Here is a 22,059-nt window from a genome sequence, read left to right as displayed (position 1 = left end):
TCGAAGTTTGGGCTTACGGAGGCGTCAAGGAACGAGGCCCATGCTCTTTTGCAGCCTGAGCACTTCGGCCTGCTTGGCCTTGATCTGCGCTTCCAGGGCGGCATCCGAAACATTGACGTTGATGGGCGTCTTCAGTGCCCGTTCCGACTGTGCCAGTTGCCGCTTGAGCTCCTCGCTGTTCTTGGACTTGGCCCGCGCCTGATCCAGCAACTTCTGGACCGATGCTGACAGCGCGTTACGCGCCTTGGTCTTTTCCGCCAAGGACTTGCCAATTGACGCCCGCTGCGCCTCCAGATCGGCTAGCACCTGCCTGGCTTGCGCATTTTCGGCTTGAGCCGCCCGTATGTCGTCTTCGCGCTGTGCCACGTGTTTGCCATAGCCTCCGCCCACGTCGCAGTTCATTTTGGTGATGAAACCGGCGTTCGTGTTCGATGGATCACAATCGGCTGCCGTCGTTGCGCAACCGGCCAGAACGAACAGCGCCACGATCGGAGCAAGCTGCGCAACTCGCGTCATCAAGCGCTTCATGCCTTTTGCTCCCCGAGATCGATGGCGCCGCGCAAGGCAAAGTAGCTATCCGCCTCTTTGTTGAGCTTCGCAATCTTGTTCTCGAGCACGGCCAATTCCTTTTGCATTTCCTTGGTGTCCTTCGCGCTGCCGCCAGTTTGCTCGCCAGCCTGCCGGTATTGATCTGCGACGCCCTTCATCCGATCGATGTCGCTCTTGATGAGGCCGATGTTGGCGTCGATCTGCGCAAGATCTTTTCGAGCGGCGGTCTGGTCTGCGGACTTGGTCGCAATCTCGGCTTGCAACTGGACAAGCTTCTTCTTGTCGTCGGCCATCACTGCCACGATGGAGTTGCTGCGGTCCTGGACTTTTTGCGTATCGGTCTTGATGTCGTCGCCCATCGCCTTGAGCTGATCCGAGGTGTTCTTGTACTGACTGCGGCGGACGTCCAGATAGTAATTTGCGCCCATTCCCACGCCGCAGGCCGCAACGGCGCCGACGACGGCAGCCGTTGCCTTGTTCTTGCCTCCGGCCAGCAACCCTACCGCCAATCCCGCAGCTGCGCCCATCATGCAGGCCTGCAGACCAGACTGGCTGAAAAACTTGGCATCACTGCCCTGCGTCAGACGCGGGTCGGGCTTCACGCCATTGTTGAGGAAGGAGCTGCCCGTGCTGGCGCACCCACTAATCGCCAAAGAACAGACCATCATGAGAACGACCGGAATGCGATTCCACTTCCTTGCGGATAAAGCCATGAGAACTCCTTGATTGTTATTTGTTGACTGCCATGCACGAATCCAGCCACGCCGAGCGGTCGATCTTCTTATTGCTCAGGTATGCCTTCTGTTGCGACCAATAGGTCGTCAAGTAGGGCCGCAACCCGTTAAGCTGCTTGTTCTGCTCGAACATCTTGTCCAGGACCGGCACCTGCTTGGTCAGGTTGTTGGCGCCGTACAGGGTGGCCGCGTCGACAAGGCTGCTGGCGTAGTACTGTGTGACGCCCTCGACCCGGCTCTCGTGGCTGGTAAGCAGTTTCTTGCGGCGTTCGCAAGTGGCGTCGGAATTGCCGTCCTCGCAATTGGACTTGTAGACACTGCGCAGCAGATTGCGGTGCTCGCCGTCATCCTTGAGCTTGGTGCACAGAAACGCGCCGAGGTTAAGACTCGCGCGAATTGCCTGGTCACGCGCCTCTTCCTGTTGCTGGTTGCTTGCGCGCAGCTTGCCTTCCAAGCCAGCCAGTTGATCCTTCAGTTTCTTATCCGTGACAGTGCCTGCCAACGCGTTCAATTCCTTGACTGCCGAAGCGCCCTTTTTGGTCGCGTCCGAAGAAACATGGCCGTCTCCCAGCTTGCTGTAGCTTTCTTCAAGCGCCTTGACGTGGTTCGCGCTGGTCATCTCGCGCGATGCGATCACCCATCGCAGGCCCACCGTCTTGTCCTTGATCTCGCCGTCCTCGTCGTAGAGATTCCCCTCGCGCCGCAGCGCGGCACGAAGCTCCGACTCCGGCTGCATGAAGTCTGAACCGCGAATGACGAAACTGCCGGCCGAGCCGTTCTGGCGATCGAACTTGTTGAGCCGGAATGCATCAAGCGTCATCTCTGACACGTTGCCCAGCATGTCGTGCAGTCCCAGCGGGTTCGGAAGAAGCACGCCAATCCGGTTGATCTTGCTGTTCGACGACTGCGTGCCGCCGAACCATTCATACTCCGTGATCTTCCCGTCGCGCATGGGATAACGCGGTTCAGCGAACTCCGCGGCATTGACGTTGATGCCGCCCCGGGCGGCAAACTCCCATTCGACCTCGGTGGGCAGGCGCACGAAGCCGGAGATCTTGTCTTCCTGAGGTAGCAACCCCTTGGCATGCTGCCGCAGCCAAATGTTGTAAAGATGGGCAGTCCGCATCGCGTCGAACCAGTTCGCCCCTGTAATGGGGAACCGGCCATCGCCAGCCTGTGGATCCGGACACTTGGTCGAATCGCCGTTGGCCAGCGTCGCCAGAGCGAGATACTGGCTGGTGGTCAGCTCATACTTGGCCATCAGGTAATAGCTGGATCGCGACTTCTTGTCTGCCGAGATTTCGGTGAAGCCGCCTGCGATGTACGCCGGCCTGCTCTTTTCGACAAAAGAGTAGGCTCCCCCTTCCTGGCCCACCTGAATGGGCAGGTCGGCCAGCGGCCCCCCCACCGGGACGACGATTTTTCGGAAGACGATGGCGCCATTGCACGGCAGCGGCAATTCAATGTCGCCAGCTTCCGGCTTGGGGTTATAGAAACGCGCATCCCACTTCGAGGGTGACGCCGGCGCATCCGCGGCAAGCGCCGCTTGGCTTGAGGGCCACGCCAGCAGGACAAGTGCGGCGCAACGGCCCAGCAGTTCAAATTTCACGCAAACTCTCCGCGGGTTGAATTCGTTTGGCGCTGGCCGCGCCGATCATCGACGCCAGCAGCGCTACGCCTAGGGCAAGCATGAACGCCATGCCGCCATGCAGCGGCGTGATCTGGCAGGCGAATTGGCCAGCCTCCCGGACGCCGCCCAACATGTCGTTGAACACCGCGCTTCCCGTGAAGTAAATGGCGAGACCTGCGCCCATCGCCACGACGGTCAAAGCGATTGCTTGCATCGCAAGCAGGACGGCGACGTCCCGGCTACCCAGTCCCAGCAGGCGCAGCGTCGAGATGTCGCGCCGCTTGCGCCGGACACTGGCCAGGAACGCCCCCACCAAGGCCGCCACGCACCCTGCAACCGCGGTGATGGAAATCACACCGAACACGGTCGTCAGAAGATGGTTGATGGCCTTGACGTTGCGTATGTCGGCCAGGCGGCTGCTGGTTTCGATGCGGCGGTCGTTCAAGCGCTTCTCCAGGCCTTCCACGGCGTCCAGGTCCTTCGCATACATGCGAGCACGCGCGAAACGCACCTTCGCGGCTTCCACGTCATTGCCGTCCGCAGCGCCCAAGGCGGCGACGGCGTAGCCGTCGCGGTACCACTCCATGTCTCGCAACAGGGCGGGTTGCACAAATGCGGCGGCACGCTCGTAGGCTGGACCCGGCAGCACGGCGAGGACGGTGAGTTCGACCACGGCGCGCTGATCCATGCCGTTCAGGCGACGCGCGATCTGCATGCGCAGTACATCTCCTGAAACGGCTTTCAAGCGCTGCGCGGCTTGTGCGCTGAAGATCACGCCGAAATGCGGCAAGGCGAGAACGTCCACGCCGCTCATCAGCGGATCGCCAGGGGCAGTGGGCAGGACTTCCACATTCTCCAGGAAGTTCGAGGCGCTACGGATGAAGTCCGCCTGTGTATTCAGGGAACGCGTCATACCCACCGTGAAGCCGACACCGGACTGGCCAGCTAGTTCGTCAATCCACGCCTGGTCATAGCTGCCGCTGGTGAGCATACGGATTTCCAGATTGCGCGGGTCACGCATCAACTCGTCCTGCATGGCGCTCACAACCCCATGCTTCAGCCCGAATAGGAGCAACAGTGGCGCGATCACCGCCACGAGCGTAGCGATCATGCAGAGCGACACCAATCGGTCATGCCAAAGGTCTCTGATTGCCAGCCGAGATATCTGCCAGGTGCGCATCAAAATGCCTCGCGCAGACCGAACACGCTCAAGCCTGGCTCCAACTCCGCCGTCAAGCAAGGCAGCCCAAACTGACGGACCAGGTCCCAATCGTGCGAGACGACCAGCGTAGCCATGCTTTCGTCGCGCGCCAGATCGAGGAAAAGCTGAAAGAGCTTGCGCGCGTTATCCGGATCCAGCGCAGACGTGGGCTCATCGGCCAACAGCACATCCGGGTCGTGCGAAAGTGCCCGCACCACCGCAACGCGCTGCCGCTCGCCAATGGACAATTGGGATGGCCGCTTATCAAGCAAGCCGTCAAGGGCGAGCAATTCGATTGCATGACGGACGCGCGAACTGTGCGCGGGCAGACCAAGAAGCTGGCGCGGCAGAAGGATGTTTTCCAGCACCGTCAGGTAAGGCAACAGCCCGCCGGTCTGCAGCACGAAGCCGATCCTGGACGCACGCACGGCCGCCAGCGCAGACTCGTCATCGCGCATCATCAACGCGGCCACGTCACGCTGGTCGCCAAGGGTGTAAGTTTGAATCTGCACGGGTGACAAGAGCAGGCCGATACCTTCCAGCAGCGTGCTCTTTCCGCATCCGCTGCCTCCCACGACCGCCATCACCTCGCCGCGCGCGAGGCGTAACCGCGGAAGCCGAACCTCGTAGGTGGAATCGCCCCGCCCTCGCTGCAACCGCAAATCGTCAATAGCCAGCATCATCCGACCGCTCAGGGCATCATTTCCAGAGGCACCGGGTAGACGAAATCACGTGGATCACTGTCTGGCGCAAGCGATACCCAGCGATCGACATCGGCGTTGTAGACCTGGTAGTGCCGAAGCTTGATGGACAAATTGCGGATGAACTTTTCTTGGGCCAAGCCGTCCCAGCTCTTCCAGGTCGCCTCGTCAAGATTCAGGACCTCGCTCTGGTAGGGCAGTCCCTCCAGGTACTCCGCCATGAATCCCATTTCCGCCAGCTTCTTGTCGGACTTCTGCAATTGATTGGGATCCGCGCCCATCGTGGCAGCGACATTGCGCAATTGGTTGAACATGTCGGTCGGCGAAATCAAGCCCTGATTCGCCGCGTCCACGATCGTCTTCATGATGTCGTTCAGGTCGCTCAATTGCCCTTTCGTCAACAACACGCGCACGTCGGTCGTCGGTACGGTCTGCTTGATCAGATCGCGATCGCTGATCCATGCCTCGAACACCGGAGGGGCCTTGGCGCCGATGCGTTCACCGAGATAAGCCAGCTTCATCGCATTGCCAATAAGATCCGCATCCTGCAGCATCTTTTCGTCAGCGTTGGCCGGCTTCTTGCCCGGGTCCGTGGCGTTGGCGGCGCTGCCGACAGCATCCTCGCCTTGATAGGCCGACTTCACCTGCTGCGTAATCGCCTCCGACAAGGCATCCACCTTCTTGCCGAATTCGTTCACATCTCCCGCATTCACCGGGTAGTACAGGGACAAGTTGCTGTTGCCGTACGTCGACAGGTTGCGATACTGCGCCTCGGCAGCTGCGTGGTTCTTGGAACCCGAAGGCGTCTTCAGGTGCAGCGTGTAGATGGCAACGCCAGGCTTGGCCGCCTCCAGGCGGACTTGGCTGGCGCTCATGCCCGTGGAGGACAACTTGTCGCCGCCATCGATCGCGCCGGCGTCGGTGATCAGGACGACATATCGCGCGCCATACGGACGCCAATCGATGCTGTTGATGGCGTCCATGACACCTGCGTACGAATCTTCATCAAACAGGCTGCTGGAGACCTTGGCCTGCCTCAATTCGGCCACCTTGGCCATGAAATCCGCGCCGTCCTTGATATTGTTCGGATCCGCGTAGATCTTGCTCACGTACTCCAGACCCGGCACGGCCTTGGTGCTGGAGCGGAAGGCCACCAGGCCGAACTTGACCTTGTCGCCCAGTTTCTCGGCCTCGACCTTTGCATAGACCTTGCGAATCGCCTCGCGCGTTCGCTCAATGTACGGATCCATGGAAATAGTGGAATCGATGACAAAGACCACCGCCGAACTGAATTCCTTGATCTGCTTCGTGCGTTCCTGCTCGGTCGATTGGTCCGGGCTCCCATTGGCCGCGGCCCCGGGGTCCGCCGCACTGACGGACGCCACGTTCAGCACGCGCACGCGCATGTTCTGTTCCGTCATCACCTCTTCGCCGCCAAGAATGGGCAGCAGATAGAAGTTCTTGGTCATATCGACGAACAGCTCAGGCTCCTGCGCCACCACGCCCGGAGCCTTGCCCGACGTTTTGAGTTGCTGTCGCGCGGGAGCGATCTTCTCGACAGGGTCGATTGCGTTGAGCACCGAATCGAGTGCCGAGCGGTCCTTGAAGAACAAGGTTCGATCCCGGCCAGCGGGGTTGGTGAAGGCCAGCGACATCTGCATCTTCCAGTCCACCGTGCAGGCTCGGTCAAGCCAGCCCAGCGTCTTGCCAAATGAATCTGGTCCCACTTGCGCCCAGCGTTTGCCTCCAACTTCCTGATCCGCATAAACGTAGAAACGGCTGAAGGTGGCTTGGACCGCACCGGGTTTTCCGTCGGGGGTCTCGTGCAGCTGGCAACCTGGCGTGGTCAGCACGCGCTGGTAAAGCGTCTTCTTGCCTTCCTGCAACAGCGGCGGTGCGGCGTGTACCGCGAAGGACATGCCGATCAGGCCGATCGCCAGAAAGATCTTCCTCATTTCGGCAGCTCCTTGAGGCGCGCTTGCGCTTGCGCGTTGTCCTTATCCTTTTCCAGCACCGCTTGGTACCAGTACGCAGCGGTCGCGGCATCCGCCTTGAAGCAGGCGTTTTCCTTGTAGCTCGCGGGGTCATACTCCCCTGCATAAGCCAGGGCTATCTGAGCGTCACCGGCCTGCGCGCGATTCGCATAGAGCCGCTGGGCGATCGAGCACTTGCCAGCGTCCCGCGCGGCCTGAATGATCGACAACATCGCGACGGGATCCTTGACGTCCCGCACGCAGTCCTGCACGAAGACCATTTCGGATGCAGTACCCAAGCTGTCTTTCGAGCAAGCGGCTGCAGAAGCGGCCGGCGCGGCCGCCGGAACGTCCGCCTTCGGCGCTGGCGCGGGCATGTCGCCCTTCTTGAGGAAGAACCAGACGGCCAGACCGGCCGCCACCAGAAGCGCCAGCACGGCAGCGACGATGGCAACCACCGGCTTGGATTTACGCGCTTCGGGCGGCGCAGGTTCAGGCTGGCCCATCGGCTCGGCTGGCTCGACTGTGGGCGGCAGGACGACCGGCTCGGACGGCGTTGGCTGCGGGGCGGCCGCGACATTGACAACTTCGGCCTGCGCGGGCGCTTCGCCCGCCGCGGTCGACGGCGTTACATCATTCGGAATGGGACGTACCGGATAGCGCGCCACGCTACCGTCAGGTTTGCGCGTTTCGATCTGGAACTGGGAATTGCGCTTGGCCTCAAGCATCGCGTCCACGATCGCAGGGCCGATCTCGATCACCAGCCGGCCGTCTCGCGCCTGACCATGGCCAAAGCGCAGCCACTGTTGTTCGCCGCCCCACGTCCCTTGTGCATCCAGGTGCGCCGGCGATGAGTTGCGCCGGACGCTCAGCTCGACTTCGACGGCGTCGCCGCTCCATCCTTCGATCTGCAGTTCGGCGTAACCCGCGCGCCGGCTCGGCAGCGGATTCAAAGAAATAAAAACAGCCATTTATCAACCTTTCCTGATGTCCGCAATGATGGCGCCCAGCGCCTCGTTCTGTTCATCGCTGATTTCCTGCCCGGCCGTGTAGCCTGCGTTCTTGACGATCATGTCGGTCAAGCAAGCAACCCAGTCCTTCAAGAACTCGCGCCCCTTACCCATTTCGTTCTTCTCGGGCAGGTCGGGCAGGCCGGTGGCGGCGTCAAGCGATGTGGTCTTTGCAAAGACCTTGCCGTTGGCCACCGACGCGCTGGCAGGCTTGTCGTCGTCGTTCATGCCGGGGTAACCCAGCCACGCAATGAAGTCGCGCAGCACCATTTGCACGCGCAGCACCTGGCTCATGACCATCTGATCGCGCTTGGAAGCGCTGTCCGAGCGCGCGAGCAGGCTGAGCAGCATCTGCTTGGGCAGGTTATGGCCGATGGCATTGTCCCGATAGGCGGCGTTGCGCAGCTCTTCGACGACAATCTCCAGAACATCCTGCGGAATGTTCTTGAGCATCGCGTGCTGGCGCGTTCGGGCGGGAATCTCGCTCAGATGGTTGAGCCACAGCTTGAACGCCGAATCGGCGAACCAGTGTTCGTAGGTATCAACGAGCACATCCGCAGCGGCGCTGGCTGGCGCATCATCGCCGCCACCACTGCCGCTGTCCAGCAGGCTGGCAAACAGATCGTCTCCCGTGCTCGCGGGCGCCGCTTTCGCCTCGGCCTGAACCTGCCGCGCCTGCGGCACGTCCGCGCCGTTCAGATACAGGTTGCGGAGTGCTTCGCTCGGAATCTCCAGGGCGTGCATCAATTCCGACAGGATGAAATAGGCCTTGGGGTTCTCGGCGATGCCACGCAAGACGGGCGCGACCTTGTCAGCCAGTTCCCGCTTTTTCTTTCGTGCCGCTTCGACATCGCTGCCTTCACGGTAAAACAGGCCCACGCCAACATCGGCGATCGTGTGGTGCGCGTCCTCGACCTGGGAACGCAGCCGATCGAGCTTGAACCCGATGTCGCTGATCTGCGCGATGGCGCCTGCCATGCGTCCCATGCCGCCGTCGTCAAGCTGCATCATGGCGTCCCACGCCTCGCCCGCCTGCGGGAACCTGCTGCGCAGCGCATCGGCGTTGATGAAGCTCTCACGCATCCGGCTCAGTGCATCCCGCTTCTCAGGAGACACGGCGACTTCCCGATGGCCGTCTTTGGTCGTGAAGTCCGAGTAGGAAGGCGTGCGCACGAGGAACGTGTTGCTGAACGGCTTTCCGCCCTTCCAGTCACGCATGAAGTCGAGGCTTTCATAGATCTTGAACGCAATGTCGTTCAAGCCCTTCCACTCCTGGTGCCACTTGTCTTCCTTCTGCAGCATGTCCGTGACGCGAGCGTTGAACATGGTCACGGCCCACAACAAGCCCGACTTTTCGGCGCGATCACGGCCCGAATCGCCTTGCGTTCGCCTGACCCACCGATCGAGCACGGGCACTACCGCGCTCGTTTCGGGCTGCTTGTGCGCTGGCGTGCAAAGCACCAGGCCGTTCATTTCCTGATTTTCGGTGTACAGCTCGAACAGGTAGGCCACCTTGCCACGACGCAGCAGCTCGCCTACCGGATTGTTCGGAATTTCGCTCAAACGGGCCTTGTCGTATCGGCCCCGGTAGCCGGGAAAATCCAGCAGGTCGACCGTTTCCAGGCTGCGTTCCCGCGGCGGGTTCACCAGCGGAAAAACCAGCTCCGTCGTCAGGGCAGCCAGATTCGAGCGCCGAATGCTGACCGGCTCGCCCAATGCCCCCCCCTTCACCGCGCGCACTTTGATGGTTGCGCCGTCGCCGCCGCCGATCTGGTCCAGCATCGTGACGTTCATGATGCTGGGAGGACCGTCGCTGTGATCCTGCACGGCATCGAGCGGAATATGCGCGACGTCGGCATTGCCGATGGCGCGAAGGCTTTCGGCCATTTGCGCGTAAACCTTCGTCAGCTCCCTTTCCTCGCCCCACAACAGAGAGAAGAACTCCGCGCGGTCGGCGGGAGACAACCGAGGCGCCAGAGCGACGGCCTGCGGCCAATAGCCGCTTTTAAGGTCGCCTTCCAGCGCTTGGACGTGGTTGCCGAACGAATCGGACACATAGTCCCACAGGGACACGACGTCGTCAGCGCTTACGCCGGGCTGAGGCTCATGCGATACCCGATCGGCGAACCGCTCAAGGATGGACTTGATGCCATTGCCATTGATCTTGTATTCGACCTTTCCTTGGTCGAAGTCCTTGAACCATGCGTTGGCCAGAATTTTGGCGAGATCGATTTCCCGGAAGAGGCGCACTTCGATGGGATAGGCCGCATCCTGGATGGCAGGTTTGGTCCGCGTGAACCTGGTCACCAGTCCTGTCGCCTCGCTACCGCCGCCGGAAGGATTCACCGACGTCAAGAAGTCGACGCGTTGACCGCCGTACTCCGTTTCCAGGCGGCCGTCTTCGCTCGCCGCCAGGGTGGAAATCAGATACGACTTTCCCGCCTGGGACAAGCCGAAGAACCCGATGGCCATGGGGTGACCCGCCGCACGCTCGAGACTGCGCGCCTTGTTGCTGGTCCGGCGCAACCCGTGGATCAAGGCATCGGCCTTGTCGTCGAGCCGCTTGGAGTTGCCGCGCACGGCGTCTATCCATGCAATTGCACGGCCCGCGCCGCGATGAATCGCACGCCATTGGTTCGCAATTTTTTCCTGAGATTCGCTCATGTCGCAATCAATCCTGAATCAACCTTTCACGCTACCGCTATCCAGCCAGTAGAAATTCGCCTTCCCGATCCGGAGCTGCGTGTTCAGTTGCAGCCTCACCTCCGGCTTGCCTCGCGCGTCGTCCGTCAGAGGCGCGGTCTTGGCAACCAGCAGCCGGTCGCTGATCAGGCCCGCCTTGCGCTCCTGCTCCGTGGGCTTGGCGACCTTGAAATACACGCGGCCCGAGGCATGGCTCCTGTTCGGATTGGCTTCCTGCATGCGCTTGTATTCCTGCTCCCACTCCCGGTCGAAGCCCAGGACATACATGGGCGTCGCGGGCCAACGTTCCGCCTTGAGCTGCCGGTAACCCAGCCGCGCCGTGTTTTCCATCTTGAACGGGATGACGTCGCCGTCCGGCCCCAGGGGCAACTCGATGCTTTGGTCCATGGACGTCTTGCCGTCATCGGACTGCCGCGTATGAATGTCGGCAAACAGCACGTTGCCGTGCTTGAGCATGTTGTCGTTGCCGATCTCGCCGAAGTGGCGGATCAGCGGTTTGGGCCGTAGCGTGCTGGTGTTGATCTTGAAGGTCGGAATGCGATTGTTCTCGCACAACCAGATCACCATGGCCCCCACCGACGCCGTCGTCTTGGGATCGTCGATACATCCAGCCTTGCGGAACGGGAACCAGTCGCCAGTGCGGTAGTTGTGCATGGAAACCAGCCGCCCCGGTGGCAACGGCACGGCCTTGCGGATCACGGCCTGCACGCCCGGCAGGACAGACGGTCTGCCGGTCAGCAACAACACGTCGCACTCGAAGTAATTGACGATCTCGCACAGGTTCCGCAAGGTATTGCAGATATCCAGGTTGTCGGTCAGGAAGTCAAAGTGCATCTTGAGCGGGTCGCACGTCAGGACCACCGCGTCCAGGTCAAACTCGACCGGCTGCCCGGCGGCTTCATTGAGCGCCTTGCCCACGAATCCTCGCACCGCACTGCTAAGCGGCTGCTTATCGTGCAGCCAATCGCCAATGGTCTGTTCCTTGCGCTCGGCCGGCTTCTCCGGGTCATAGCCTTCGTACTCCTTGAGCAGTACGAGCGCCAAGGGATAGAGGCACTGCAACGTGAGCTGCTGGCGCAGAAGGCGCTGGCGCTCGTCGTCGCCCGTGCTTCCGCACAGGATGTCCATGAGGCTCGCCGTTTCCCGGGCGCCCGCCTCCTTGAGCGCGGTTTCCAGCTGGGGAAGCACGTACTTGCGGATGACCTCCAGGACGATGTCGTCTCCCGCCACCTTGAAGCCATCGCGAAAGCGCTGCGTGGGGGTGATCGGGACGAAGCTGTTGGCCGATTGCCGCGCGCCCCGGTCCAGCTTGTAGTCGGTGATGACAAGGTCGGTCGTGCCGCCGCCGATATCCAGGGAGGCCACGGTGATGCATTCACGATCCGGCTTCTCGCGCCGCGCGATCGCATCGAAGAACTCCTCGGCATAGCCGTTGAAGTTGGTGACGACCTCCGTGTACAGGTAAACCAATTGACCGCAGGTCGCTTCGTCCCATTTGATGACGATCTTGGGCAAGGGAATGACGAACAGGTCGTGCTTCTCATCCTCGCTGTCCTCGACGGGGTCGCCATCGCCGGTGTGCCAGCCCATGCTCTTCCAGAGCAAGCTGAGTGCGCGTTGCGCGTGCTGCTTGAAGATGCCACGCTCCACCTGCGGCATGCTGGGGGGGACGGTCAGGATGATGGCACGCAGGAAGCGAGGCAGGGTCCGATCTTTCTTGCGCGAACGATACAACCAGCTATTGATCTGCGACACCGCCTGCGCGAACACTTCGTTCAACATGAAGCCCATCAACGCACTGCGCGTGTAGTGGGCCTCAAACGCGGGAAAGCCTGAAGTTTCCTCGCCTTCGTAAAGCGGGCACGGTCCATACAAAGGAATGCCCTTCTCGTCGATCAGGTTCTTCAAAGGCCCGAGCGTCGCCCATTCAGGCGCTTCGCCCTTGATCGTTGAAGCATTGGGCCGCCAGCCAGTCTCGTAGGCATCCTCGGCATCCCAGAGGTAACGCTTGGGGCTGGACAGTCCGGTGGACCCTTCCGTGCCTTCCTTGCGCGCGGCCAGGTTCGTCGCTTCGGTGCCGACCCGCGCCATCGAGACCCAGACAAACGCGTCGTCGCGTCCGCCTTGCAGAGAAAGGTCATCCTTGCCGAAGCTGACCGGTGCGAACTCAACGCGCGACTCGAACGGATGATGGTAGACATGCTCCGGCCGTGTCATGTCGCGCAAGGTCAGGAAGCTGTAGTCGTTCAAGCCGTTGTCGTTCTGCTTGTGTTCCTCGATCAGGATGCCGCAGGTGCGCGAATTGCCCACGTCCAGCACCAGGTCGACCGGCACGCTTCCCCCTCGAATCACCTTGCGGCCATTGCTACCGGGCGCAACCATGTTCAGCACCTTGATGCGCGGCAACTTGATCTTGACCTTGTCCTTCAGCTCCTTGTTGGAGCGTGTGGTGGGCGCGCCCTCGCGCATCAGGCTGAGCAGGTTCAAGTAGTGGGCAATGTGCTCTTTCTTTGCGAGCGCCTTTTCAATTTCCCGGTTTTCGAGGTCGTCCCGGCGCTCGCGGAAGATACTTTCAAGCCACTTGACGACCCATTCCTGTTCGTCAAGGAACCACTGCATTTCGTGGAGGTTGAAGGCAAGACGAAACAAGGCGCCCGTCTCCATGTCTTCGTCGTAGGGCTCGATGTAATCGCGGGCGTCGTCGCGCGCACGCGTGCGAGTGTCGAACGCCAGGGTTAGACGGTGCGTATTGCCATTGGCGTCAGCTTCAGCGAGCTTGACGAAGCGCAGGCGCGCCCAGTTCTTCGGACCCCGATCGAATTGGCTGTCTGATTTGTAGCGAAAGAAAGGAGCAGGCAACCAGTAGCCGTCAAACAACTCCAGGCTTTCCTGTAGCGGCAGGGAAAAGGCGGCCCTCGTCTCGAAGAAGTTGCCCGGCCTGTCTTCGTAGCCTGGCTTGCCGTCGTCAGGCACATACAGCCTGATCGGCATCCTGCCAGATGGATGCATGCAGAACTCACCCTCCGGCTCTCGTTTGAGATCAGGCAGGGCGCACGCCAGGTCGAGGAACTGGACGCCCGTATTTCCGAAAAGCTCAACGTTATCTTTGTCGGCGTCGTAGGTATCAACTGGGGGCAACATGGCAGGTTCTCTCAACGATTAGGGTTGGGCGCGACGCATGGAGATGGGGAATCGAGTGTCCCCATAATGGCCGGCGCACGACGCGATACTTGTCGCGCCGGGCTGGCACTGGATCTGGGGCATTTCGTAGGTGCCTCCATCGCTACACTGTGCCTCGACGCTGTTGTTGATCATCAACGAGCCCTTGCTCATGGCGGCACTGACAGGCGCGGAGCACTGCACGCCGTTGTGACGATTGAGGGTGACGTTCCCTTCCCCGTTCTTGAACTGGTAGAGCAGACGCAGGGGCTGGCCGGTATCGCGGTCTTGAATTCCCGCGCCGGCGCGCCAGTTACCGTTGAGGAAGTCGGCATTGCCCTCGCCCGCGTCAACCGGAATCTGCAGGGCGTCCTTGTTTTCTGCCGGCGACGGCGGCACGACATCGCGCTGGCCGGAGGAATTGTCCGAGGCGCCCGGCGCGGAAGAATTGGCGTCATTCGCGGCCAAAGGCGGCGTCGCAGGCGCGACTTGGTCTGCTCCGGCAAGGGCAGATGCAGATTCAGCGGGAGTATTCAGGCCGGGAACAGGCAGTTTCTCGCCCGACACAGCGCTGCCCGAAGTGGCGGGCAAGCCACTGCTTGCACCATTGCCATTCGCTGCGGGCGCGGTCCAATGTGTGACACCAGGCGGCTTAGGCAGCTCCGGAAGGGTTTGTGACCCCCCAACGTCGCGCGGCGCCGTGTCGACCGGCAAGGATGAGCTGGGCGCGAGACCCGGCATGCACGCACGCAAACCAAACAACAAAGCCAACAATGCAAGAAGCAAGAGCGGCCATATCCACCACCGCTTCCACCAAGGTGAGGACGCGCCAACCTGAGGCAGCCCCGGCGAGGACAAGGAGGGACGGGTTGCAGTTTCCAGGAGTGGCGCCTGCGGGACCGATTCCGCGAAAGCGGATGGCCGCAAGGCGTGAAGAGGATCGAGGGATCGATCCGCACCGCTGTGCACGAAGCCCCAGAACGTGATGACGGGCTGGCCGTCCACGAGGAACACAAAGCTGTTATCCGGGTGGTGCAGGATCCATTTCAGCAGTTGACCCAGCAAGGCAGCATCGTTGCTGCTCCCCTTCGCTTGCACGGTTTCCCGCAACTGCGCCACGCCAGCCCGTACCGATTCGAGCCTTGCCAATGCGCTCGACTGCTCTGTTTTGGTCGCCGCGTTCCAGGCGATCACGGCTCCCGGATTAGGCGCGTACCAATCAATGCGAGTGCCATTTTCGCTAGGCTGCGGCACGGCGAAATTGGCGAGCAGATCGGGACGCTTGCCTTTCAACACAGTCAGGATTTGGCTGGCGACAAGGTGAATGGCCTGTCCGCGTTCGCCCAACACATCAAACTGGTCAATATTTTCGCTACGTAATTTAACGCCTAGCATATTTTGTTACTTGTCTGCTTTATATCGCCCACAATCTGGACGAACAGCCCCCAATCTCCGTCACGCGGGCATGGACGACCCCGTGTTTTAATTCGGGACAGTTTGAAATTATAAGGATAAGACTAACAATGCGTCACAAAAATTTTCTTCAATGTATTTTTATGTTTCTGACGCTTGCGATGTTAACAAGCTGTTCGCGGCAATCTGAGTTTGATCGCAACTTCGAAAAGAACTGTGTTGCGGCGAGTAGCGGAAACTCCGGCTATTGCACCTGTGCGCTACAAGTCATCAAGCGCAGCATCAAGGCGGAGGCGCTGCCGGCGCTATCAGGAAGCGATATCCAGAAACTCGCGCCCGAAATTCTTACTTCCTGCCCTGTTGAATAGGCAGCGAAGAATTTCAAGTCGTTAGAGACAAAAGCGGCGGACGCCTGCCCCCAAGGACAGGCGTCAAATCTGGGCTAACGAGGTAAACGCCTAGCGCCGGCGTTCGCTAGCGGCCAGGAGCTTCTTGGTCATCGTGTCGTAACGGCGCAGAATGCGCCGGCCGTTCAGCGACTTGCTCCATGAATAGACGGGAATGAGCTGCTTGGAGCCGTACCCGTCCACCAGATATAGGCCTTCGCGCCCTTCGGCATTGAAACCCACGACGATGTTGCTGGCGCTGACATCGTTGAACACCACGTGCGCGTCGATCAGCGCCATGATGAATTCGTGCACGCGATAGCGCAGTTCCGGCGAGAACCCGTGCCGCGCCACGACTTCCTTCAGCGTGGGCGCCAGGTTGCCATGCGCGTCGACGATGCGCTCGACCACCTGGCCCAAGCCCTTCGAGGTCAACACCAAACCGAAGATGCGCGCCATCAGCACATTGCCTCCCCGCGCGCCTTGCTGGGCCGTGGTGGCGATGTATTCAACGGCTTCCATGATGAACACGCGATGCGAGGCATCACGCCGGAAACGCTTGTACCAGGGACGTTTGCGGTCGGCCTGGCTGCGGCGCACGCCATTGACGATCTTGATCAGCAACGAGTTGTCGGCCGGATGCAGATACACGTCCCGCTCGCTGCCCGCCGCGGCGATGTTCAGCGGCTTCAAATCCAGGACCTCGAACGGACTGGCCGATTCCGACGGGGCGAGCGCCCGCCGCGGAATGACTTGCAGGCCCTTCCAGGGTGTCGTCTTCGGATGGGCGGTCTTTTGCCGGACCGACACGTTCAGCACGGACGCGGCCTCGGCAAATGCCGGAAAGCCCCGGCATGAGGATGCGGTCGGTCATGCCGATGTCGGCTCGGGGATTCGAAGGTGCAGGAAAGCATTGAAGAATTTTGCGCAATCTCGGGGCACGAGCGACAGATTGCAATGTTGGCTTGATAGTTGGCTTGCGACATGTTAGTCGCGAGGCGGCGACGGCACAAGCGCAGCGGCGATACGCGACCGGATGGGGTTTCCCCTGAGATGGCCGGTTCACGGGGGATCCGAGGCCCTTCTGTCCTTTGTTCCGCTATCTGGAAATCTGTTTTCCAGCGGATCCGGGGATAGCCACAGTTAGCTTGCGGACCCACCATGGAAGGGACCATCCACCGAAGGGACCCACAAACAAAAAACCCGCATCCTCCAAAAGAAAAATGCGGGTTCATTGCGAGGAATTTCTTGGTGCCGACGGCGAGACTCGAACTCGCACAGCTTTCGCCACTACCCCCTCAAGATAGCGTGTCTACCAATTTCACCACGTCGGCTTGACCAACCCAACAAGGCGAACCCTGCTGGAAAGTCGAGTATTCTATCACGTAATTTGGAAAGCGGGAAAGCCGTCCCGCTTTATCTGCAAGGCGGCGGGTTGCGGCCCACTCAGCCCGGACAACTTCAGGCCGCCACCGCCTCCACGCCCAGCGCCTGCAGGCACGCCGCGAGCGATCGCGCCTGCGTGGCGTCGTACAGCGCCAGTTCGTCCATCACCGGTGCGCCAAGCGCCGCTTCAAACGCGGCCTGACTGGCGTTTTGCGCGTATTCGGCCTGCGCCTTGTCGCCCAGGTTCGACTGAAAGATGCCGGCTGCGCTGACCGGCAGGAAGTCTTCGTACACCAGCGGTTCAAACTGGACGTAGCCCGCATCGATCAGGGCGGACAGATCCGAGGTTTCCGGCGTGCCCGGCTTGCCGGTCAGGAAATAGCGGAAGTACGCCAGCCCCTGGTCGTGCAGCGCCGCGTAATCGTCCGGAAACGCCGCAAAGCAATCCTGCAGGTTCTGCATGTAAGCCGCCGCATTGCCCTCGTTGGGCGCGCCGCTGATGCGGCTGCGGGCCAGGTCCAGCAGTTGGTCGTACAGCGCGCGGCCCTTGCGGGTCAGCGCCACACCGCGCTGCTCGATCTCGCCGAAGCGGGCGGTGTGGCTGCCCACCGCGCTGGAGCCATCCGCGCCGGCGAAGCGCACCGGTTCCTCCAGCGCCTTGAAGCTGGTCTGGCGCAGCAGGATCGGGCACTTTCGCGGCGGCGGGCCTTCGATGACGGCCTTGGCCGACACGCCGCGGCGCGGCATCTCGGCCTGCGCTTCGTCGATGTCCAGCGTGCGCGGGGTCAGGTGGTTGATGTGCGGCCCCTTGAATGCCACCACGTCGGCGATCAGGCGATGCTGGCCATGCAATTCGCGGTAGTCGGCCAGGCTGACCGTGGACTCGCTGTGCCAGCGGAAAGTGTGCAGCGCCTCGGCCACGAATTCCCGGGCGTCGGCCTCATTCAGGCCACCTTGCGCCTCACAGCTGGCGGTCAGCGCCAGAACGCGGTCCGTGAAGATCTGCCGGGCGGCCAGGATGCGGGCGGCCTTTTCGCGCAGGGCCACGTCGTCGATCAGCTCCAGGCGCAGCAGCGAGGTGAAGACGCGGAACGGGCTGGCCTGCAGGGCCGCTTCATGCGTGGCGCGGAAAGCCGTCGAATGCACCGGCACGCCGGCGGGCGACAGGTCGTAGTAGCCGACGGGCAGCATGCCCATCACGGCAAACACGCGGCGCATGTTGGCCAGTTCTTCCGGCGTACCGACGCGGATGGCGCCATGGCGTTCGATGTCCAGGCGCTCGATCTCGCCGGTGCGCGCCAGATGCGCGGCCAGTTCCGGCTGCTCGTCCATCGTCCGGGCGTTCACCTGCGCCACCAGGTCCAGCAGCGTGTCGTACAGCGGGACTTCCTGCTTGTACATGTCGGACATGGCGCGCGAAAACCAGGCGCGGATCTGATCGGGATTGACGTAGTTCTGACTCATGACGGGCTCGGCACATCGGTGGAAAAGGATGGCCCGCATGTAATCACGCCGCCCCGCGCCGATCAAATGAAAAAATTCGGCCTAATCAGTCCGTTTTTTCATGGACCGGGCGCGCGGCGCGCCCCGGCCGTCCGGCTGGCGGGCTTCGTCTCGCACCCATGCCACGAACTGCTTGATCTTCGGCACCTCGGCCGAGTGCTCGGAATACGCCACGAAGTACGCGCCATCGCTGGGCTGCACGTAATCCCAGGGAACGACCAGCTTGCCGGCCTGCAATTCTTCTTCGGCCAGAAGGCGCGGCGTGAGCGCGATGCCGCAACCCCCCTCGGCCGCGCGCACGCACATGTAGAAGGTGTCAAAGCGCGGTCCGAGATAGCTGCGGTCGGACTGGAATTGCTGATGGGAAAAGTAGTCGTGCCAGGCCTCCGGGCGGGAGGCGCACTGGATCAGCGTCTGCCGGCTCAGGTCGGCAAGGCTGGCCAGCTTGCCGCCGTGCAGGATGGCGGGCGAGCACACCGGCACGACGTCAGCCTCGAAGAGTTCCACGCACTGCGCGCCGGGCAGCGCGCCATGGCCGAAGAAAAGCGATATGTCGATCTTGGCCTGCATCAGATCGAACGGATGGGTTTCGCTGCGCACCTTCAACTGGATTTCCGGATGCGCAGCCATGAAGCGCTGCAGCCGCGGGATCAGCCAGCGAGACCCGAAGGTGGGCTGGGTGCCGATGGTGAGCACCTGAGTCTCGCTGCCATAGGTCAGAATGTCGCGCGAAGCCACGTCGATCTGATTCAGAATTGCCCTGACCTCGGACTGGTACAGCGCGCCCGCGGGCGTCAGTTGCAGCCGGCGGCGCACGCGCAGGAACAGCGGGTTGCGCAGCAGGGCCTCCAGTTGCGCGATCTGCTTGCTGATCGCGCTCTGCGTCATGTGCAGTTCCTCGGCCGCGCGCGTGAAGCTCATGTGCCGCGCCACCGCCTCGAAACACTGCAGCGCCATCATCGACGGCATCAATCGCTTTTCCATGGCTTTTCCAGGCAGGTCGCTTCAATGCGGCAAGCATAAAAAAAGCCGGCTTACGCCGGCCTTTCTGCTGCTGTGCCTTACTTTGCCGGGGCGGCGGGCGCGGCCGCCGGCTTGTCGCCAGCCGGGGCGGCCGGGGCAGCCGGAGCCGTCGGCACGGAGGCGTCGGGCTGGGCGGGCGCCGGCGTGGCGGGCACGGACGATGCGCCCGGGACGGACGATGCGCCCGGCGTGGCCGGCACCGAGGAACCCGGCGCTTGCGGGACCGAACGGTCGGCCGGGAAGCTTTGCATCACGCCGGAATCCACAGCGGGGCCAGCGGTGCCCTTGTGGCTGAAGTAGGCCAGACCAGCGGTGGAGGCAAAGAACACGACCGCGGCCCACTTGGTGGCGCGCGACAGGAAGTTGGCCGCACCGGTGGCGCCGAACAGGCTGCCCGACGAGCCGCTACCGAAAGCGGAGCCCATGTCGGCGCCTTTGCCCTGCTGAAGCAGGACCAGGACGATGATAGCCAGCGCCGAGATCACTTGGACGGCCAGCAGAATTTTGAGCATCAGGGGCATTACAGACTCCGGAACGGAAACTTAGATGGCGGCAATTCGCAAAAACTCTTCGGCCACGAGCGACGCGCCGCCGACCAGGGCTCCGTCGATATCAGTCATGGCGAACAAACTGGAGGCGTTGGCGGCTTTGACGCTGCCGCCGTACAACACCTGGACCTGTGCAGCGCCGAGCGCGCGCAGGGCGGCGCGGATGGCGCCGTGGACTTCCTGGGCTTGCTCCGGCGAAGCGGTGCGGCCCGTGCCGATGGCCCAGACGGGCTCATAGGCGAGAACCATGCGGGAAACCGCATCGGCGCCCAACGCCAGCACGGGCTTGAGCTGCCGTTCGATCACGGCCAGCGTGTTGCCGGCTTCGCGGTCGGCCAGGGATTCCCCGACGCAGACCACGGGGGTCAGGCCGGCGGCCAGTGCGGCCTGGGCCTTGGCGGCCACGATCTCGTCGGTTTCGCCGTGCAGGACGCGGCGCTCGGAGTGGCCGGCCAGCGCCCAGCGGCAACCGAATTCCTTCAGCATCGAACCGGAAACTTCACCCGTGTACGCGCCCTTGTCATGCGCGCTGACGTCTTGCGCGCCCCAGGACACGCTGCTGCCGGTCAGGGCCGAAGCAGCCTGCGCCAGGTAGGGAAACGGAACACAGATGCCGATTTCGCAGTGGCCCGCCGCATCCGCGGCACGAAGCTCGGTCAGCAACGCGGCGTTCTCGGCAAGGTTGCCGTGCATCTTCCAGTTGCCCAGCACGAGGCGGGCGCGGTTTTCGACTGAAGTCATGGCGAATTTGTCTGACGATTGGGAGTGAGGGGGTGAGCCTGCAGGTCCTGATACAGGGGACTTGTGCAGCAACCGCCCACGGGCCTGCCTGGAAAAAATTCCAGGCGAAACCCGAGATTGTATCCTGTTGCGCGGCGATACGCCGAACGCCGCGCGTTTCTTACATAGTCAGGATGATTTTGCCGATGTTTTCCCCGCCTTCCATCATGGCGTGCGCCTTGGAGGCCTCGGCCAGCGGGAACGTGGCGTGGACGATGGGCTTGATGGCCCCTTTTTCCAGCAGCGGCCAGGCCTGCTCGCGCAGAGCGCGGGCGATGGCCCCCTTGAAGGCGACCGGACGGGGCCGCAGGGTGGAGCCGGTGATGGTCAGGCGACGGCGCATGACCTGGGCGGTATCCACATTGGCGTGCGAGCCTCCAAGCTGCGCGATGATGACGATACGGCCATCATCGGCCAGGCACTGCATGTCGCGGGCGATGTAATCGCCGGCCACCATGTCCAGGATCACGTCGACGCCGCGTCCGCCGGTGGCGTCCAGCACTTCCTTCACGAAGTCCTGCGTCTTGTAGTTGATGCCCTTGTCGGCGCCCAGCGCCTCGACGGCACGGGCGCGATCGTCGCTACCGACCGTCGCGTAGACCTTGTGACCCATCGCACGGGCCAACTGGATGGCCGTGGTGCCGATGCCGCTGGCGCCGCCATGGACCAGCAGCGCCTCGCCTTCGGACAGGCGGCCGCGGTCGAACACGTTGCTCCACACGGTGAAATAGGTTTCCGGCAGGCCGGCGGCCTCGATGTCGGACAGGCCTTTGGGAATCGGCAGGCATTGCGCCACAGGCGCGACGCAGTATTCGGCATAGCCGCCGCCCGCGACCAGGGCGCAGACCTTGTCGCCCACGGCAAAGCCGCTGCCGGCCACGTCGCCGCCGACGATTTCACCGGCCACTTCCAAACCCGGCAGGTCGGATGCGCCGCGCGGCGGGGCGTAGTTGCCCTTGCGCTGGAACACGTCGGGGCGGTTGATGCCCGCAGCGGTCACTTTGATCAGAACTTCGCCGGCGCCGGCCTCGGGCGTGGGGCGTTCCACGGGGACGAGGACTTCGGGGCCACCGGGGCGGGTGATTTCAACAGCGTGCATCGCGTGCCTCCTTTGCAGCAAATGGATTATTATTGCGCCCTTTGCGGCATATCGTGATTCCGTTCGGGCAGAATGTTTGCCTGGCGGCCGCAATAGACTGGCGGCACTGCGGGCAATCCGGCAGGCAAAATCGCCGGCAGTACTGGCAACACCCCGGAAGCGTGGCAGAGTGGTCGATTGCACCGGTCTTGAAAACCGGCAACGGGCAACCGTTCGTGAGTTCGAATCTCACCGCTTCCGCCAGATTCAGAGGCAACCGTC

General features: G+C 62.1%; 17 protein-coding genes and 2 tRNA genes. 2 read left to right on the top strand and 17 right to left on the bottom strand.

The features are described 5' to 3' along the window. Positions 1 to 24: 24 nt before the first annotated feature. From AC6CIE_RS10450 to AC6CIE_RS10405, 10 genes are all read right to left on the bottom strand, one after another. Positions 25 to 528 carry a hypothetical protein gene (locus AC6CIE_RS10450; protein WP_175123084.1) on the bottom strand — a complete coding sequence of 168 codons (504 nt, stop codon included), beginning with the start codon at positions 526 to 528 and terminating at the stop codon, positions 25 to 27. After that, entirely contained in the window at positions 525 to 1,262 is a 738-nt protein-coding gene (locus AC6CIE_RS10445) for a hypothetical protein (RefSeq protein ID WP_175123085.1), read from the bottom strand. The genes AC6CIE_RS10450 and AC6CIE_RS10445 overlap by 4 nt, the downstream gene beginning before the upstream one ends. A gap of 16 nt (positions 1,263 to 1,278) precedes the next feature. Continuing rightward, a complete protein-coding gene (locus AC6CIE_RS10440; RefSeq protein WP_217467844.1) occupies positions 1,279 to 2,892 on the bottom strand; it encodes a formylglycine-generating enzyme family protein in 1,614 nt (537 codons plus the stop codon). Next, complete coding sequence (locus AC6CIE_RS10435; RefSeq protein WP_175123086.1) at positions 2,882 to 4,093, bottom strand: ABC transporter permease; 1,212 nt, start codon at positions 4,091 to 4,093, stop codon at positions 2,882 to 2,884. The genes AC6CIE_RS10440 and AC6CIE_RS10435 overlap by 11 nt, the downstream gene beginning before the upstream one ends. Then, positions 4,093 to 4,797 (bottom strand): ABC transporter ATP-binding protein, encoded by a 705-nt coding sequence (locus tag AC6CIE_RS10430; RefSeq protein ID WP_254594161.1) that lies wholly within the window; start codon positions 4,795 to 4,797, stop codon positions 4,093 to 4,095. Before AC6CIE_RS10430 ends, AC6CIE_RS10435 begins: the two co-directional genes overlap by 1 nt. Before the next feature lie 8 nt (positions 4,798 to 4,805). After that, entirely contained in the window at positions 4,806 to 6,701 is a 1,896-nt protein-coding gene (locus AC6CIE_RS10425; RefSeq protein WP_254594160.1) for a vWA domain-containing protein, read from the bottom strand. A gap of 65 nt (positions 6,702 to 6,766) precedes the next feature. Further along, on the bottom strand, positions 6,767 to 7,759 hold the full coding sequence (locus AC6CIE_RS10420; protein WP_175123087.1) for a hypothetical protein: 993 nt from the start codon (positions 7,757 to 7,759) through the stop codon (positions 6,767 to 6,769). 3 nt (positions 7,760 to 7,762) lie between these two features. Next, a complete protein-coding gene (locus tag AC6CIE_RS10415) occupies positions 7,763 to 10,462 on the bottom strand; it encodes a virulence factor SrfC family protein (RefSeq protein WP_498092196.1) in 2,700 nt (899 codons plus the stop codon). Between the two features lie 18 nt (positions 10,463 to 10,480). After that, positions 10,481 to 13,657, bottom strand: a complete 3,177-nt coding sequence (locus AC6CIE_RS10410) for a virulence factor SrfB (RefSeq protein WP_498092195.1) — start codon at positions 13,655 to 13,657, stop codon at positions 10,481 to 10,483. Between the two features lie 3 nt (positions 13,658 to 13,660). Next, the gene (locus tag AC6CIE_RS10405; protein ID WP_175123090.1) at positions 13,661 to 15,055 is read right to left on the bottom strand and encodes an SrfA family protein; all 1,395 of its coding nucleotides are present in this window, start codon (positions 15,053 to 15,055) and stop codon (positions 13,661 to 13,663) included. A gap of 128 nt (positions 15,056 to 15,183) precedes the next feature. On the opposite strand from AC6CIE_RS10405, the gene AC6CIE_RS10400 reads away from it, so the two are divergent. After that, the gene (locus AC6CIE_RS10400) at positions 15,184 to 15,441 is read left to right on the top strand and encodes a hypothetical protein (RefSeq protein ID WP_498092194.1); all 258 of its coding nucleotides are present in this window, start codon (positions 15,184 to 15,186) and stop codon (positions 15,439 to 15,441) included. 90 nt (positions 15,442 to 15,531) lie between these two features. On the opposite strand, the gene AC6CIE_RS10395 is transcribed toward AC6CIE_RS10400, so the two are convergent. From AC6CIE_RS10395 to AC6CIE_RS10365, 7 genes are all read right to left on the bottom strand, one after another. After that, the gene (locus AC6CIE_RS10395) at positions 15,532 to 16,278 is read right to left on the bottom strand and encodes a YrbL family protein (protein ID WP_239213126.1); all 747 of its coding nucleotides are present in this window, start codon (positions 16,276 to 16,278) and stop codon (positions 15,532 to 15,534) included. Positions 16,279 to 16,708: 430 nt separating this feature from the next. After that, positions 16,709 to 16,793, bottom strand: a tRNA-Leu gene (locus tag AC6CIE_RS10390). A 127-nt stretch (positions 16,794 to 16,920) separates the two neighbouring features. Further along, positions 16,921 to 18,309 (bottom strand): 2-oxoadipate dioxygenase/decarboxylase HglS, encoded by a 1,389-nt coding sequence (gene hglS, locus AC6CIE_RS10385; RefSeq protein WP_175123092.1) that lies wholly within the window; start codon positions 18,307 to 18,309, stop codon positions 16,921 to 16,923. A gap of 81 nt (positions 18,310 to 18,390) precedes the next feature. Further along, positions 18,391 to 19,332 carry a LysR substrate-binding domain-containing protein gene (locus AC6CIE_RS10380; RefSeq protein WP_175123093.1) on the bottom strand — a complete coding sequence of 314 codons (942 nt, stop codon included), beginning with the start codon at positions 19,330 to 19,332 and terminating at the stop codon, positions 18,391 to 18,393. 77 nt (positions 19,333 to 19,409) lie between these two features. Then, positions 19,410 to 19,892, bottom strand: coding sequence for a preprotein translocase subunit SecG (gene secG / locus AC6CIE_RS10375; RefSeq protein ID WP_175123094.1), 483 nt, complete (start codon positions 19,890 to 19,892; stop codon positions 19,410 to 19,412). A gap of 21 nt (positions 19,893 to 19,913) precedes the next feature. Then, positions 19,914 to 20,660, bottom strand: coding sequence for a triose-phosphate isomerase (tpiA, locus tag AC6CIE_RS10370; protein WP_056321524.1), 747 nt, complete (start codon positions 20,658 to 20,660; stop codon positions 19,914 to 19,916). A 160-nt stretch (positions 20,661 to 20,820) separates the two neighbouring features. Then, the gene (locus tag AC6CIE_RS10365) at positions 20,821 to 21,798 is read right to left on the bottom strand and encodes an NAD(P)H-quinone oxidoreductase (protein ID WP_175123095.1); all 978 of its coding nucleotides are present in this window, start codon (positions 21,796 to 21,798) and stop codon (positions 20,821 to 20,823) included. 155 nt (positions 21,799 to 21,953) lie between these two features. On the opposite strand from AC6CIE_RS10365, the gene AC6CIE_RS10360 reads away from it, so the two are divergent. Then, positions 21,954 to 22,041: transfer RNA gene (locus AC6CIE_RS10360), tRNA-Ser, on the top strand. Positions 22,042 to 22,059 lie beyond the last annotated feature (18 nt).

It is taken from the genome of Achromobacter sp. GQ309 (genome assembly GCF_059759315.1).
This window is presented reverse-complemented; position numbering and strand designations above follow the sequence as displayed.

Coding starts and splice junctions, on each gene's coding strand:
- AC6CIE_RS10400 (WP_498092194.1), top strand. CDS start 15,184: ATGCGTCACAAAAATTTTCTTCAATGTATTTTTATGTTTCTGACGCTT.
- AC6CIE_RS10450 (WP_175123084.1), bottom strand. CDS start 528: ATGAAGCGCTTGATGACGCGAGTTGCGCAGCTTGCTCCGATCGTGGCG.
- AC6CIE_RS10435 (WP_175123086.1), bottom strand. CDS start 4,093: ATGCGCACCTGGCAGATATCTCGGCTGGCAATCAGAGACCTTTGGCAT.
- AC6CIE_RS10430 (WP_254594161.1), bottom strand. CDS start 4,797: ATGATGCTGGCTATTGACGATTTGCGGTTGCAGCGAGGGCGGGGCGAT.
- AC6CIE_RS10445 (WP_175123085.1), bottom strand. CDS start 1,262: ATGGCTTTATCCGCAAGGAAGTGGAATCGCATTCCGGTCGTTCTCATG.
- secG (WP_175123094.1), bottom strand. CDS start 19,892: ATGCCCCTGATGCTCAAAATTCTGCTGGCCGTCCAAGTGATCTCGGCG.
- hglS (WP_175123092.1), bottom strand. CDS start 18,309: ATGAGTCAGAACTACGTCAATCCCGATCAGATCCGCGCCTGGTTTTCG.
- AC6CIE_RS10365 (WP_175123095.1), bottom strand. CDS start 21,798: ATGCACGCTGTTGAAATCACCCGCCCCGGTGGCCCCGAAGTCCTCGTC.
- AC6CIE_RS10420 (WP_175123087.1), bottom strand. CDS start 7,759: ATGGCTGTTTTTATTTCTTTGAATCCGCTGCCGAGCCGGCGCGCGGGT.
- AC6CIE_RS10380 (WP_175123093.1), bottom strand. CDS start 19,332: ATGGAAAAGCGATTGATGCCGTCGATGATGGCGCTGCAGTGTTTCGAG.
- AC6CIE_RS10415 (WP_498092196.1), bottom strand. CDS start 10,462: ATGAGCGAATCTCAGGAAAAAATTGCGAACCAATGGCGTGCGATTCAT.
- AC6CIE_RS10405 (WP_175123090.1), bottom strand. CDS start 15,055: ATGCTAGGCGTTAAATTACGTAGCGAAAATATTGACCAGTTTGATGTG.
- tpiA (WP_056321524.1), bottom strand. CDS start 20,660: ATGACTTCAGTCGAAAACCGCGCCCGCCTCGTGCTGGGCAACTGGAAG.